This is a genomic window from Mycobacterium bulgaricum, from assembly GCF_041287165.2.
GTDB lineage: Bacteria > Actinomycetota > Actinomycetes > Mycobacteriales > Mycobacteriaceae > Mycobacterium > Mycobacterium bulgaricum.
Window position 1 is genome coordinate 154,876 of the sequence record NZ_JBGGKV020000001.1, and the last position, 14,495, is coordinate 169,370.

A 14,495-nucleotide genomic window follows, 5' to 3' on the forward strand; every position below is an offset into this window, starting at 1 on the left:
CCACCACAATGGGTGAGGTGGACCCCGACATCCGCGTCTACTCGTCCCGTGTGCACAACCTGAAATCCGTCGACCTTGCCGCCCCGCGCGACTCGTTCGTGGCGTTCACCGGGGTGTCCGGGTCCGGAAAGTCGTCGCTGGCGTTCGGCACCATCTATGCCGAGGCCCAGCGCCGCTACTTCGAATCGGTCGCGCCCTACGCTCGTCGATTGCTGCTGCCCCAGGACGCTCCGAAAGTCGATGACATCACCGGCCTGCCGCCTGCGGTCGCGCTGCAACAGCGGCGCGGCACCGCGACGTCGCGGTCGACGGTCGGCACCGTCACCACGCTGTCGAACCTGCTGCGCATGCTGTTCTCCCGCGCCGGGACCTATCCGCCCGGAGCCACCGAGCGGCTCGACTCCGATGCGTTCTCGCCGAACACGACGATCGGGGCGTGTCCGGAATGCCACGGCCTGGGGCGCATCCACGAGGTGACCGAGCAGACGCTGGTGCCGGATCCGTCGCTGACGATCCGCGAGGGCGCGGTGGCGGCCTGGCCCGGGGCCTGGCAGGGGCAGAACCTGCGCGACATCCTCATCACACTCGGCTACGACATCGACAAGCCATGGCGCACCTTGACCAAGCGGCAACGGGATTGGATCCTGTTCACCGACGACCAGCCCACCGTGGAGGTCAACCCGAGCCGGCATCCGGTCACCGCGGACTACTACTACAACGGCACCTTTTCCAGCGCCGAGCGCCACGTCCGCCACACGCTGGCCAACTCGCAGAGCGCGGCGATGCGCCGCCGCGTCCTGCAGTTCGTGCACAGCACCGACTGCCCGGTGTGCAGCGGCTCCGGGCTGCGACCCGAGGCGCTCGCGGTCACCTTCGCCGGCCGCACCATCGCCGAGATGGTGGCCCTGCCGCTGACCGTGCTCGCCGAGGTGCTGTCGGCGACGGCCGCCAGGACGGAGTTCGCCGCGGCCTATGAGTCCACCGAATCAGGTGAATTCACCGAAGTGGCAACCATGATCGCCGCCGATCTGGTGGCCCGCATCGGCGTGCTCGTCGATCTGGGACTGGGATACCTGAGCCTGCAGCGCCGCACGCCGACGGTCTCGCCAGGTGAACTGCAGCGCCTGCGGCTGGCCACCCAGCTGCGAGCCGGGCTCTTCGGCGTTCTCTACGTGCTCGACGAGCCGTCGGCAGGCCTTCATCCCGCCGACGCCGAACCGCTCCTGGACGTGCTCGACCGCCTTCGGCGCGCCGGGAACTCGCTGTTCGTCGTCGAACACGACATGGACGTGGTGCGTCGCGCGGACTGGGTCGTCGACGTCGGTCCCGGCGCCGGCGAGCTCGGCGGTGATGTGCTCTACAGCGGGCCGGTGGCGGGCCTTGCGGGCATCGAGCCCTCCGTCACCCGGCGGTACCTGTTCGCCGACGGAGCACCACCGCGGCGCACGACGCGTGCACCGACCGGCGTCATGCGATTGCGCGGCATCACTTTTCACAACCTCCGGAATGTCGACGTCGACATCCCGCTGGGTGCCTTCGTCGCCGTCACCGGCGTGTCGGGGTCGGGCAAGTCCACGCTGGTCTGCAAGGTTCTGGGCGACGTGCTGGCCAGGCAGCTGGGCAACTCCGCGGAGCCCGCCGACGACGCCGCCGACGCCGATGCCGAACTCCTCGACATCGACGTCGATTCCAGTGTCGGGGTGACCGTCGACGGCGCCGAGACAATCGACCGTCTCGTCACGGTGGATCAACGGCCTATCGGGCGCACCCCACGGTCCAATCTCGCTACCTACACAGGGCTTTTTGATGCCGTCCGCAAGGCGTTCGCAGGCACTGCCGAGGCGCGTCGGCGGGGCTGGAGCGCGGGCCGGTTCTCCTTCAACGTCGCCGAGGGCCGCTGCGCCACCTGTCAGGGCGAGGGCTTCGTTTCGGTGGAACTGTTGTTCCTCCCGGGCACGTATGCCACCTGCCCGACCTGTGGCGGGGCGCGCTACTCCGAGGAGACGCTCGAGGTCACCTACCGTGATCGCACGATCGCCGACGTGCTGGCCCAGACCGTCGACGACGCCGCCGAGTTCCTGAACGACCTGCCGGGAGCCGCACGTAGTTTGGCGACGCTGCGCGAAGTCGGGCTCGGTTACCTGCGGTTGGGACAACCGGCGACCGAACTGTCCGGCGGCGAGGCGCAACGCATCAAACTGGCCACCGAGTTGCAGCGGGCCAAACGCGGCCACACGCTGTATGTCCTCGACGAGCCCACCACCGGACTGCACCCGGCCGATGTCGAACTGCTGGAACGCCAGCTGCATCGGCTTGTCGACGCCGGTAATACCGTCCTGGTCGCCGAACACGACATGTCGGTGGTGGCCAACGCGGATCACGTCATCGACCTCGGACCCGGTGGCGGGGACGACGGAGGTGCCGTCGTGGTCGCAGGCCCGCCTGCGGTGGTCGCCGCCGACACGGTGAGCCGGACCGCACCGTATCTTGCCGCCCGGTTGGGCATGACCTAGTTGCCGTAAAGATGAAGGGCGCGTGCGGTTTCGGTGGCCACGCGGCCGCTCAGGGTGGTGATCGGTGGCCCGCCCCGCTGATGGATCACATTCGCCAGGATCGCCACGTAGGTGTTCGATCCCGGGTCCATCCACAGCGTGACGCCGGTGAACCCCGTGTGGCCGAAGCTCCCGACCGGGAACACGGCGCCGCGCGGTCCTGAGTGCGGGGTGTCGATGTCCCAGCCGAACCCCCGCAGATTCTGCCCGGGCACGGGCGAGCCGGGCTGCTGCGGCGTCGTCATCAGTTGCGCGCTCGCGGGCGTCAGCGAAAAGGTGCTGGGGCGGTTGGCAACCCGATCGAGGAGCGCCTGTGCGAAGCGGCCCAGATCGTGCACGGTCGTGAACACTCCGGCGCTGCCGGCCACTCCGCCCATCCGGCGCGCCGTCGGGTCGTGCACGGTGCCGCGCAGCAGACGCCCGTAGTCGGGGTTCAGGCCCGGGGTGTCCTCGTCGCGGGCCGTGGGTGCGATGCGTGCGAGCAGGTCGGTGCTCCACGTCCCCGGTGGGCAATGGCTCTCTGTCGATCCGTCACAGGCTTTGGCGGCGGGCAGATAGCGGGTGTCCGACATGCCCAGTGGGCCGAAGACGTTGTCGTGGACGTAGACGTCCTCGGGCTCGCCGGTGAGCTTCTCCAGCAGCGCGCCGAGGATGATGAAGTTGATGTCGGAATAGTGAAAGCGTTCTCCGGGATCGAACACCACCCATGCGGCGAGCGCGCGGCGAATGCCGTCTGCCTTGTCGGGCCTTACCAATCCCCAGGGGCCGTCCAGACTCAGATCTCCGGCGATGCCCGAGGTGTGGGTGAGCAGCATCCGTAGGGTCACCTGAGCCCGGCGCGGATCGCCGGCAGGGTTGAAGCCGGGCAGGTATGTCTGCACCGGCTCGTCGATCTGCACCAGGCCCCGTTCGTGGAGCTGCATGACCGCGGTCGCGGTCGCGAGGCTCTTCGTCAAGGAGGCCACGTCGAAGAGGGTGTCCTCGGTCATCGGCTCGGCCGCGGCGGGCGCACCGTCGAGTCCCGGCTCCCCGGCGAGCTTGCGCACGCCGAACGCCTGCCGGAAGACGACGTTGCCTCCGTGTCCGACCTGGACGACGGCCCCCGGCAATCGGTGCGCAGCGACGGCCTCCTCGATGAGCCGCGAGACGGGGGAGAAGTCACCGATCGGGGTGACCTCGGCGACGGTGGGTGTCGGCGACGCGGTCGTCGCAGCGGTGGTGGTCGGTGTGCCGGTGGCGCGTGGCGCGGGCGCAGGCGCGGACTGCCCGCAGCCGGAGAGGAGAACGCACATGACGATCCCGCCGGCATGGAGCCGGCGAAGACGCGAGCGTGCGGTCGTCACGGCTCGAACGTAGTCCTTCCGCCGGTCAGCTTCGCTACCGTGGATTGATGAGGAAGATCGGATCCGCAGGTGCCGTCGTGGCGGCGTTGTCCGTCGTGGCCATCGGTGTCGCCGGGCCGGCTCACGCTGACGACGACGGCTGGGGCTTCGGCGGGCCGCAGGTCAACTACGGCTATCAGTTCTACTACCCCCGCAACGACAACCCGTGGCTCAACCAGATGTTCCCCTCGGCGAAGGTGCCGAAGGTCGATACGTCCGTGCGCAACTGACCGCCAGGGGCTATCCCGCCGGTGTCACATCCGACCCCGACCCCTTGGTGGACGCCTTCGCGCGCTTCTCGGCGCGCACGGCCCGCGTGCCGCGCACGAACCCCGTCGCCGAGATCGACGCCGACACCAGAGCGTTCTCGCCGTTGACGAACGGGTGGAAGCCGACGCCGGCACCGCCGCGACCCTTCACCGGGATGTCCGCGACTTCGGTGACCTTCCAGCCCTTTTCGGAGATCGACAGGATGGCTTCGCCGTTCCCACCCGAGATCGGCAGCGCCGCGATGACCGCGTCTTCCGGGTCCCCGGCCGTCAACTTCACGCCCGCCACACCATTGCCCGCGGCACCCTGTGGGTTCACGGCGGCGGGGTCGATCCGCAGGATCTTGCCGCGCCGCGTCACCAGCGCCAGGTGGTGGCCGTCGGCCAGCACACCGGAGCGCAGGAGGCCGGTGATGTCGGGTGCGACCGGGATGTCGCGGATCTTGAACGGCAGCCCACCGCCGGTGGTGAACTTGATGCGTCCGTCGGTCCAGACCGCCCAGCCCAGACCCGAGGTGAGCAGGTCACCGTGACTGTCGGAGAACACCCCACGGTCGTCGAGGCGCCATGCGGCATTGACCTTCCGCTCGCGCGGCCCGTCGTCGTCGGCGCCGGCGGTGACGGGCGTGGCGTCGACGTCCAGGACGGTGCGCCGGTCGAATTCGGGCCCCTTGAACAGTTTCGCTGTCTCCACCAGCTCCTGGTCGATGACCTTGCGGCGGGCGTCAGGGTTGGACACCAGCTCGGTCAGCTCGGCGAATTCGGCGTCGAGCTTGTCCGCCTCGGCCTGTAGCTCGATCACGTCGAGCTTGGTCAGACGCCGCAGTTGCAGCGCCAGAACATAATTGGCCTGCTCTTCGTCGATCGAGAACCGCTCCTGCAGCCCGCGGCGGGCGTCGTCGACCGTGTCGGAACCGCGGATCACCGCTACCGCGGCGTCGATGTCCAGATGGATCTTCATCAGGCCGGCGACCAGATGGCGGCGTGCGGTGACCTTGTCCAGCCGATATTCGCTGCGCCGCAACACCACTGAATCACGCAGATGCAGGAACGCGGAGATCAACTCCCGCACCGACCACCAGCGGGGTACCCGGTCTTCGTCGAGGGCGACGAGGCTCGCGGCGAACGTCGACTCCAGCGGTGTCAGAGCCAGCAGTTGATCGCGGATCTGTTCGGCGCTGTGCCCGCGTTTGGCGGTGACGACGATCCGCAGCCCGTTGCGGCGGTCGGTCAGGTCGGACATGTCGGCGACACCCGACATCTCACCGGACTCGACGAGCGCGCGGATCCTGTCCTGCACCGTGTTGCTCGCGACCCCGGGCGGCAACTCCGTGATGACACAGTTCTTGCCGTCGACGGACACCGTGCCGCGCACGGTGAATGCGCCCCGGCCGGTCGTGATGTACTCGCGCAGCCCGGCGGTACCCACCACGGTGGCCCCGCATCCCCAGTCCGGACCGGGGATCAGTTTGACCAGCCTGTCGTCGGTCATGTTGGGGGTCTTCAGCAGAGCCCGGCACGCCGCCATGACCTCGCGCGGATTGTGCGCCGGAACCTTGGTGGCCCAGCCCTCGGCGATACCCACGGCACCGTTGCAGAGCAGCACCGGCCACTGCGCGGGCAGCATAGTCGGTTCGGTCCACTCGCCGTCGAACGTCTGCACCATCGGTACGGCGTGGTCGTTCAGTTCGGCGGTCAGCGCCGCTCCTTGTGCCGACAGCCGCATCTCGGTGTAGCGGTCCGCCGCCGGGATGTCACCCTGGATCCGCGGGAACGCACCCTGCCCGTCGATGACCTTCACGCGCTGGAACTCCGCGGCCATCAGCGCCGCGGCCCCGTACATCGACGCGCCGCCATGGGGGTGCAGGTTGCCGGTGACGGCCGAGCAGATCTTCGACGACTTCTGCGGCTTGTTTCCGGGTTGCAGCCCCGATTCGTGCATCTGGTACAGCAGGCGCCGCTGACCGGGCTTGAGCCCGTCGAATGCCGACGGGATGGCACGATCGCTGACGCTGTAGAGCGCGAACGTCAGCTGGTAGTGGTTCCAGTAGTCGTCGGCGCTCTGGTCGAGAACCAGATCGGGGTTCTGCTCAGGAAGTTCAAGAGTGGCGGTCACGAAATATCCCTAGGTGAGGTCCAGCGCGGAAGTGTCGACGCGGGAGGCGATTTCGGCCATCCACGTGCGCCGGCCCTCCGGGGGCCCGCCGAACAGCGTGTGGTGCAGCTTCTTCTCGTCGTCATCGGGATGGACCCGAATCACGGTGCGGCGCTGCGGGTCCAGCACGGTATTCCAGAAATCGTCGGCGTCCATCTCGCCGAGACCCTTGTTGCGCTGCACCTCGACCTTGCGTTTCGACCTAGACTTCAACTCGGCCACGGCGGTGTCGCGTTCGGATTCGTCCTGGCAGTAGATCCGCTCCGCGCCGTCCTTGACGACGAACAGCGGCGGCAGCGTCACGTAGACCATCCCCGCTTCCACCAGGGGTCGGTAGAAGTCCAGGAACATCGAGATCAGGCTCGAGTTGATGTTGCCGCCGTCGGGGTCGGCATCGGAGGCGAACAGGATGCGGTCGTACCGACACAGTTCGGGATCGCAGTTGTCCCGTACCCCGCAGCCCAGGATGCGCTCGATCGAGTCGAACTCGTCCTTGACCCGGGCCTTGCTCACCGTGAACCCGTACACGTTGGGCGGCTTGCCTTTCAGCGGGAACGCTGCTTGGAACGTCGCGTCGCGGGCCGCCTTGATGGTGCCCAGGGCCGAATCGCCCTCACACAGGAAGAGTTCGGCGCCCGAACCGCGGCCGGTTTCTCTGCTGGGCAACAGCTTCGGTGGCAGTGAGAGGTTGGTGCCGAGGCCTTTGGCTCTCGAGGCCGCGCGGGAACGGGCCTTGGCGCCCTCGGCGCTGCGCCGGGCGCGCGCCGATTCCAGGGCGAGTTTGGTCCACAGCGACACCGCCTCGGCGTTGGCCGGGTTCGCCGCCCAGATGGTGACGCTGCGCGCCACGTCCGGGGCCATCGCCACGTTGAGTGACCGCGACGAGACCGCGGTCTTGGCCTGCGAATCCCAGGACACGTCGGGGGCGCGGGTGTCGACGGCGAGCGCGGTGACAGCGGCGAAGTCTTGCGGCTCGGGGCCGTCCTCGCCTTTGGCCAGGCCCAGGTCGCGAATGCGGGAGGCGCGATCGGCCAGGGCCTCGGAGAACCCCTTGACGGCCGCCGTCAGGTGCGATCCGCCGCCCGGGGTGCGGACAGTGTTGCAGAACGCGGCCACGGTGGCAGGCTCGGCCGGGCCTGCCGTCAGCGACCAGCGGAACGGTGTGGGACCACGGCCGGTGGTGTACTCGCCGCGGCCCTCGACCACAGCCCGCACGCTGGGCGCGGGCGTGTCGCCCGCGGCGCACATCAGATCCAGCAGGGTTTCGGTGCCCCACGGGCCGTCGAACGGCTCGAGCAGTTCGGGCCGGATCTCGTCGCCGGGCCAACCCTCGTCGACGATCAGGAGGTGAACTCCCGGCGACATCCGCGCGGCGGCGTGCGCGCGCAGCAGGACCTCGCCGATGTCCACGGTCGAGTCGGGCACCACGACCGGGTCGAAGAGGATTCGTACGGTCGTGCCGTGCGCGTCCGGTTTGCGGTTGCCTGCGCCCCGCAGCTTCTGCGAGTCGTTGCGGGTGAACGGGGCATCCGGATCGAATTCCTTGCCTTCGAACGCACCCGGGTAGCCGCCGCCGAAGCTCTGCAGGTAGGTCTTTCCGGCCCGACGGACCGTCACGTCGGTCCGCGCCGAGATGAAAACTGCTGCCGCAGCGCCGATTCCGTTCAATCCGGCGCCGGTGCCTGCCGCATCGGAGTGTGCGGAGAACTTGCCGCCGGCCCGGGCGGTGCCCAGCGTCTTGACGATGCCGTTCTTGCCCGTGACGGAATCGGAGTCGACGGGCAGGCCGCGGCCGTCGTCGGCGACGCTGACAGATCCGTCGGTGTGCAGCGTGATCGTGACACGTGACCCGCCGTGGCTGGGGTCGGCGACCTCCTCGATCGCATTGTCGACGATCTCGCGCAGCGCAGTGTTGAGGACGTCGAGACCCAGGTTGACCGCCGGCCGCAGGCGTGTGTGCTGGACATCGTCGAGCTCGGTGATGTCGGCGGCGGTGTAACTCACTGCTTGTCCTTTTCGTCGACGCAGGGAAGGGGGCGGGGAAATCGTAGTCGCTGCGGCCGACACCATCGGGGAGGCGAACTTGGGATCGGTAGCACGTCTGCGGCCTCAGTCTTTCGATCGGGTCCCCGGCAGCAAGACCGGGGCTGGAAACGAAAGAGGAACTGATGAACATCACCCGCTTCGGCATCGCCGTCACCGGTGCGGTCCTGACCGCTTCCACGCTGGTCGGCTGCTCGCAGCTCGCCGATCTCCGGGCCGAGGCTTCACATCTCGCCGAGCAGGTCGTGACGACGGGCACACAGAACATCGTCAGCTCGGTCTCAGGTGACCTGTTCACCGCCGAAGGTATCGACAACGCCTACGCGGAGATCTCGGAGAAGGCAGGCGGCGCCCCCATGCGGGTCGTCGAGGTGACCATCGTGCCCGGGGTGCTGACGCTGCAGGCCATCGATCCCGCCGCGCCGACCGAGCTCAACCAGTGGAGCTACACCGCGGGCGCGGTCGGCCCCTCCCGCCCCGTCGACTACGACGACGACACCGAGGCCCTGCGGCAGAACCTGTTCTCGGTCGACGAGGTCCCCGCCACCGCTGTCGCCTCGGCGATCGACCGGGCCGTCGCGCAGAGCGGAATCCCCGGCGGGGAGGTCAGCAGCCTGATCATCAAGCGGAACCTCCCCTTCGACGAGAACGTGATGATGTTCCTCAACATCGAAGGCGAGCGCAGCAGCAAGCAGGTACGCGCCGACGTGACCGGACAGATCGTCGAGGTCATCTGAGCTCACGGAATCAAATGGCCGCACCGCGGGTTCTACTGCATGTCGCCGGGTGACTGCCCTCCGACGGAGACGCAAGAGGGAAAGAGGCGAGATCGATGAAGAAGATCGGACTCATCGGCATTGCGGCAAGCGCGCTTTCGGCAGCGGTCATCGGCTTCGCCGGTCCCGCGCAGGCCCAGCCCGGATGGACCTTCGGCGGTAACGGGAACGGCAACGGCAGCGGCTTCGGGTGGCCCCAGTACGGCCCCGGGGACGACAGCAACAATCCGTGGCTGAACCAGCTCTACCCCCGGGTGAAGGTTCCGAAGGTGGATACCTCGGTCCGCAACTGACCGTTCTCGTACACGCAACTCACTGCCGCAGCCGGGCAGCCGACCACGACGTCGGTTCCCCGGCTGCGGCTTTTTCGTACCCGGGCATCCGGCGCTGACGCCCGACCCTTGACCGGGTGAACCGGGCGCGCACATACTGAGGCAGCAATCGATTGCATACCTCGCAAGGGAGAGCGTCATGAGCCATTCCCCGCACATCAGCTACGTACCGTTCGAGCAGATGGACGAGCGTATGAAGCACGAGATGGAGCGTTGCGCCGAGCACGGGACACCCCGGCCGGAAAGTTCCGCCGTGCGCGCGCATTCGCCTGCGGCCTTCTGGGCGTTCGCGGACAGCTGGAAGGCCCAGTTCCACAACGGCGTCGTCGACCACGCGATCAAAGACCTCTGCCGCGTCTACATCTCCCGCACGGTCAAGTGCGAGTTCTGTGGAAATCAGCGTTCGGAGAAGGCCACCACGGCGGGCCTGCAGGAGCAGCAGTACGACCAGCTGCTGAACTTCGAGACCTCGGACCTCTACGACGCCCGCCAGAAGGCGGCCTTGGCCTACGCCGAGTCGATCGCGTGGGGGAATCAGGACCTCGACGGGCTGTGGGAACGCCTCCACGGCCACTTCTCCGAAGAGGAGCTCGTCGAGCTCGGATGCTTCATCTCGCTGACGTTCGGCCAGCAGAGCTGGATCCGGTTACTCGGCATCGACCACCACCAGTACATGGCAGGCACTTCCGCATCGATGGCGCCGGGCTTCACCACGGCCGACGAACTCGCGGCGAGCAAGGCCGGCCCCGACTACTGGGCAGCGCAGAGCCACGCCTGAGATGACGACGTTCCGGCTGAACGTCAACGGTCGCGACTACGACGTCGACGTTCCCACCGGCACGTCCCTGCTCGAGGTGCTGCGCAACGACATCGGCGACAAGTCACCGAAATTCGGCTGCGGGCTCGGTCAGTGCGGTGCGTGCTTCGTGCTGATCGACGGGCACCCCACGCCGGCGTGCGACACCCCCGTCGAGTACGTCCACGGTGAGGTCCGGACGCCGGCGGGGCTGGGACGCCCCGACGCCCCCACAGCGGTCCAGTCGGCCTTCCTGGAACTGCAGGCCGGTCAGTGCGGGTACTGCATCGCAGGCATGATCGTCAGCGCCACCGCGCTGCTACGCGAGAACCCCCGGCCGACCCGGGCCGAGGTGTCGGCGGCCCTGGACCGCAACCTGTGCCGCTGCGGAACACACGCCCGATTCGTCGACGCGGTGCTCGCCGCCGCGGGTACGGCGCCGGAGGCCGGGGGATGACGGCAGAGCTGCCCCCCTCGCTCGTCGCCAATCCGTGGATCTCCACGTGGCTCACCGTCACCGACGACGGCACCGTCGTGCTGCGCGCCGGGAAGGTCGAGATCGGCCAGGGGATCCTGACGGCGCTGACCCAGATCGCAGCGCATGAGCTCGACGTCGCTCCCGAGACGGTCAGGGCGGACGCGACGAATACCGCGGAGTCACCGGATGAGGGGCTCACCGCGGGCAGTCTGTCGATCGCGTTCTCGGGGGCCGCGGTCCGGCGGGTGTGCGCGGAGGCCCGCGAGTTGTACCGGCGTGCCGCCGCGCAGAAGGCGGGACTCGATATCGACGACGTCCGTTTGGCATCAGGGGTTTTCGTGACCCCCGACGGTTCCCGGATCGGTTCCTACGCCGACCTGGCCGGCGATGTCGACCTCCATGTTCAGGTCGGCGATCCCTCGCTGGAGGTCGAGCTGGCCGCCCCAACGTCGAAAGACCTCGCCCGTGTCGACCTGCCCGACAAGGTGTTCGGACGCGCGCGATTCATCCACGATCTCGAGTTCCCGGGCATGGTGCACGCCCGTGTGGTCCACCCACCGCGCATCGGAGCCCATCTCCGCCGCGCGGCGCTCGACGACGTCTCCGCGATGCCCGGCGTGGAGACCGTCATCTGCGACGGCGACTTCGTGGCGGTGGTCGCGCGGCGAGAAGGGCAGGCCACGAGCGCCGCCGCGACGCTGGCCACCACCGCGACATGGTCGGCCGGAATCGAGCTGCCCGACGTGGACGATCTGCCGCGATGGTTACGGACGGCGAAAGCCCATACCCACCGGATCCGCAGCGACGGCGCCCTCCCGGACGGGGGATCCGTCGTCGTGGAGGGCACCTTCGTCCGGCCTTTTCTTGCGCACGCGTCGATCGGCCCGAGTTGTGCCATTGCCGTCTTCGAGGGCGGTCGGCTGCACGTGTGGAGCCACAGCCAGGGCGTGTTCTCGTTGGGACGCGCCATCGCGGCCGCCCTCGATCTCGCCGTCGACGAGGTCGTGGTCCAGCACGTCGAGGGCCCGGGTAGCTACGGCCACAACGCCGCAGACGATGTCGCGATGGACGCCGCGCTGCTGGCGACGATGCTTCCGGGAACGCCTGTGCGGGTGCAGTGGAGCCGGGCCGACGAATTCGCTTGGGAGCCATTCGGTCCCGCCATGGTCGCCGACGTGAGGGCGAGCGTCGACGACGGCGGGACGATCACCGACTGGTCCTACGAGCTGTGGACGAACGGCCACACCGGACGCCCGGGGTACGCCCCCGCCAACACCCTGCTGGCCGAGGCCCGCCGCGCGGGAGCCGACATGCTTCCCCCTGCGGTTGATCCGCCTGCCGCACGCGGGCACGGATCAGCGCGCAACGCCGAACCGTACTACGACATCGCCCGCCTCGACGTGACCGTGCACAGGCTGCTGACCATGCCGGTCCGGACGTCGTCGCTGCGCTCACTGGGCAGCCATCTCAATACGTTCGCCACCGAATCCGTCATCGACGAGTTGGCCCTCGCCGCCGGGCGCGATCCGCTGGAGCTAAGGCTCGCGAACCTCTCCGACCCGCGCGCCCGCGAAGTGCTCACCACGGTCGCCGACATCGCAGGCTGGCCCGGCGCGGTTCCGGACGGGCATGGTCGCGGAATCGCGTTCTGCCGCTACAAGAATCGAGGCTCCTACTGCGCGGTCGTGGCCGACGTCGCGGCGACCGACCAGCTGTACGTCTCACGGCTGACCATCGTGGCCGACGTCGGACGGGTGGTGAACGCCGACGGGGTACGCAACCAGCTCGAGGGCGGCGCCATCCAGGCGGCGAGCTGGTCGCTGCTCGAACAGGTTCGCTTCGACCGGCATTCGGTCACCAGCACCGACTGGGAGTCCTACCCGATTCTGCGGTTCAGCCAAGTTCCGGCCGTGGACGTTCACGTGCTGGATCGCCGTGACGAACCCCCACTCGGCGCAGGGGAGGCGACACAGGGTCCGGTCACGGCGGCGATCGGCAACGCGCTGGCCGCAGCGCTGGGCGTGCGGGTCTACACCCTGCCCTTCACGCCCGAGAACATCGTTGCGGCGATCGACGCTCTCGCCTGAGCCGTGCGCAAAAAGGCAGTCCCGAGGGAGGGCGAAAGTGGTTGTGCCGAAATCGGATAGCAGCGATGTCATCGTCGTGGGCGGTGGTCACAACCCATTGGTGTGTGCGGCGTACCTCGCCGAGGCGGGGCTGTCGGTCACCGTCCTCGAAGGGCGCGCGGTGCTCGGCGGCAACACCGTGACCGAAGAACTCACTCTCCCCGGTTGGCAACACGACTCGTGCTCGACGGCGCACGTGGTGCTGCAGTCCAATCCACTGATCCGCGACGACGAACTGGGGCTGGTGTCCCGCTACGGACTGCAGTACATCGTCACCGATCCCGCAGTGGTGTTCCCGCTTGCCGGCGGCGACCTCCTGAAGGTCCACCCGGATCTCGACAAGACGGCTGCCGAATTCGCCCGCTTCTCCCAGGCCGACGCGGATGCGCTCATCACGATGATCGACCAATGGAACTCCGGCCAGAGGACGGCGCACGCACACCTGTCGGCGGGACTGCCGCTACCGGATACGCCGTGGTCGCACAGCTACGAGGAGCTGCGCAGGCGCAGCGCGTGGGACGTGATCGATTCGACTTTCAGCCACCCGGTTCCACGGCAGGTGATGGCGTGGATGGCTTTTGCCACCATCCAGCCGCCGGAGCGTCCCGGTACCGGTGCGCTGCCCGCTGCGATCATGGCCGGGCGCCTGGCCTACGGATGGACCACCCCTGTCGGCGGCTCGGGAGTACTGCCGAATGCGCTGTCTGCCCATATCACCGATCACGGCGGCACGGTCCACACGTCGGCGTGGGTGCGCTCCTACACCGTCGAGGAGGGACGTTGCGTCGGAGTGCGCACCGCCGACGGACGCGAGTTCCGCGCCACCCGCGCCGTCGTCGCGGGGAGCCACCTGCGCGAACTCGGTGGCATGCTGGAGACGCCGTCTCGTGTCGCCCATGAGGCCGCACGCTGTTGGCGACCCGGAATCCCGTTGTTCGCAGTGCATTTCGCGCTGCGCGCTGATGCCCGCTATCGATCTGCGGCCGGCCCGTTCACGTCGGCGGCCGGAGGCCTCGGCACCCCGCACGGGCTGCTCCGCCAGGTCGCAGGCATTCGGCAAGGGCGGCTGGAGACCGACGACCCATGGCTGCTGATCATGTCCTCGACGGCCGTCGACCCCCGGCGCGCGCCGGGAGGCACGTTCAAGTTCCTCACGGCGGCGCCCATGCTGCGCGACGGCAGGCCTTGGTCGGAGTCCGACGCCAGCGCCTACGCGCACGTGTTGCTGAACCTCGCACGCCGACACATCGACGGAATCGACGACGCTGACATCCTCGCCATTCGGCCGGAGTCCCCCACCTCACTGGCCGCGCACAACCTCTCGAATGTCGGCGGGTCCTGTCATGGCGGCGAGTTCGCGCTCGACGACGGCACTTTCATCCCGGGCTGGACGGATTACCGCACCGATGTTCCCGGCCTCTATCTCACCGGGTCGACCTCCCACCCCGGAGGTTCGGTCTCCGGGCGGCCGGGGCGCAACACCGCACGCACGGTCCTCGCGGACCTCGGCGTGCCCACGACGATGTCCAGCCCCTAGGCACGGACGTGGCCCCCCGCATCCACCAGCACGTTCCTGCAGCTCGGCA

11 protein-coding genes are annotated in these 14,495 nt (G+C 68.5%); 8 read left to right on the forward strand and 3 right to left on the reverse strand.

What is annotated here, in order from left to right:
* The first annotated feature begins 8 nt into the window (after positions 1-8).
* Entirely contained in the window at positions 9-2,513 is a 2,505-nt protein-coding gene (locus ACAG24_RS00775; protein WP_370470794.1) for an excinuclease ABC subunit UvrA, read from the forward strand.
* Here the strand turns inward: ACAG24_RS00775 and ACAG24_RS00780 are convergent.
* The gene (locus ACAG24_RS00780; RefSeq protein WP_370470795.1) at positions 2,510-3,895 is read right to left on the reverse strand and encodes a serine hydrolase domain-containing protein; all 1,386 of its coding nucleotides are present in this window, start codon (positions 3,893-3,895) and stop codon (positions 2,510-2,512) included. The two genes, ACAG24_RS00775 and ACAG24_RS00780, sit on opposite strands and share 4 nt — an antisense overlap.
* 47 nt (positions 3,896-3,942) lie before the next feature.
* On the opposite strand from ACAG24_RS00780, the gene ACAG24_RS00785 reads away from it, so the two are divergent.
* The gene (locus tag ACAG24_RS00785; protein WP_370470796.1) at positions 3,943-4,164 is read left to right on the forward strand and encodes a hypothetical protein; all 222 of its coding nucleotides are present in this window, start codon (positions 3,943-3,945) and stop codon (positions 4,162-4,164) included.
* Positions 4,165-4,174: 10 nt separating this feature from the next.
* Here the strand turns inward: ACAG24_RS00785 and ACAG24_RS00790 are convergent, their stop codons facing one another.
* Both ACAG24_RS00790 and ACAG24_RS00795 read right to left on the reverse strand, forming a co-directional pair.
* On the reverse strand, positions 4,175-6,319 hold the full coding sequence (locus ACAG24_RS00790) for a DNA gyrase subunit A (protein ID WP_370470797.1): 2,145 nt from the start codon (positions 6,317-6,319) through the stop codon (positions 4,175-4,177).
* A gap of 9 nt (positions 6,320-6,328) precedes the next feature.
* Positions 6,329-8,362 carry a toprim domain-containing protein gene (locus ACAG24_RS00795; protein ID WP_370470798.1) on the reverse strand — a complete coding sequence of 678 codons (2,034 nt, stop codon included), beginning with the start codon at positions 8,360-8,362 and terminating at the stop codon, positions 6,329-6,331.
* Between the two features lie 164 nt (positions 8,363-8,526).
* On the opposite strand from ACAG24_RS00795, the gene ACAG24_RS00800 reads away from it, so the two are divergent.
* From ACAG24_RS00800 to ACAG24_RS00825, 6 genes are all read left to right on the forward strand, one after another.
* Positions 8,527-9,138, forward strand: a complete 612-nt coding sequence (locus ACAG24_RS00800; protein ID WP_370470799.1) for a hypothetical protein — start codon at positions 8,527-8,529, stop codon at positions 9,136-9,138.
* A 95-nt stretch (positions 9,139-9,233) separates the two neighbouring features.
* Positions 9,234-9,470: a hypothetical protein gene (locus ACAG24_RS00805; protein ID WP_370470800.1), complete on the forward strand. Its 237-nt coding sequence runs from the start codon at positions 9,234-9,236 to the stop codon at positions 9,468-9,470.
* Between the two features lie 178 nt (positions 9,471-9,648).
* The gene (locus ACAG24_RS00810) at positions 9,649-10,287 is read left to right on the forward strand and encodes a carboxymuconolactone decarboxylase family protein (RefSeq protein WP_370470801.1); all 639 of its coding nucleotides are present in this window, start codon (positions 9,649-9,651) and stop codon (positions 10,285-10,287) included.
* Position 10,288: 1 nt separating this feature from the next.
* The gene (locus ACAG24_RS00815; RefSeq protein WP_370470802.1) at positions 10,289-10,762 is read left to right on the forward strand and encodes a (2Fe-2S)-binding protein; all 474 of its coding nucleotides are present in this window, start codon (positions 10,289-10,291) and stop codon (positions 10,760-10,762) included.
* Positions 10,759-12,870, forward strand: a complete 2,112-nt coding sequence (locus ACAG24_RS00820) for a xanthine dehydrogenase family protein molybdopterin-binding subunit (protein ID WP_370470803.1) — start codon at positions 10,759-10,761, stop codon at positions 12,868-12,870. The genes ACAG24_RS00815 and ACAG24_RS00820 overlap by 4 nt, the downstream gene beginning before the upstream one ends.
* 43 nt (positions 12,871-12,913) lie before the next feature.
* Entirely contained in the window at positions 12,914-14,446 is a 1,533-nt protein-coding gene (locus ACAG24_RS00825; RefSeq protein WP_374150753.1) for a phytoene desaturase family protein, read from the forward strand.
* Positions 14,447-14,495 lie beyond the last annotated feature (49 nt).

Excerpts from the sequence above, each read along its gene's own strand:
- ACAG24_RS00775 (WP_370470794.1), top strand. The coding sequence starts at position 9 with ATGGGTGAGGTGGACCCCGACATCCGCGTCTACTCGTCCCGTGTGCAC.
- ACAG24_RS00785 (WP_370470796.1), top strand. The coding sequence starts at position 3,943 with ATGAGGAAGATCGGATCCGCAGGTGCCGTCGTGGCGGCGTTGTCCGTC.
- ACAG24_RS00800 (WP_370470799.1), top strand. The coding sequence starts at position 8,527 with ATGAACATCACCCGCTTCGGCATCGCCGTCACCGGTGCGGTCCTGACC.
- ACAG24_RS00805 (WP_370470800.1), top strand. The coding sequence starts at position 9,234 with ATGAAGAAGATCGGACTCATCGGCATTGCGGCAAGCGCGCTTTCGGCA.
- ACAG24_RS00810 (WP_370470801.1), top strand. The coding sequence starts at position 9,649 with ATGAGCCATTCCCCGCACATCAGCTACGTACCGTTCGAGCAGATGGAC.
- ACAG24_RS00815 (WP_370470802.1), top strand. The coding sequence starts at position 10,289 with ATGACGACGTTCCGGCTGAACGTCAACGGTCGCGACTACGACGTCGAC.
- ACAG24_RS00820 (WP_370470803.1), top strand. The coding sequence starts at position 10,759 with ATGACGGCAGAGCTGCCCCCCTCGCTCGTCGCCAATCCGTGGATCTCC.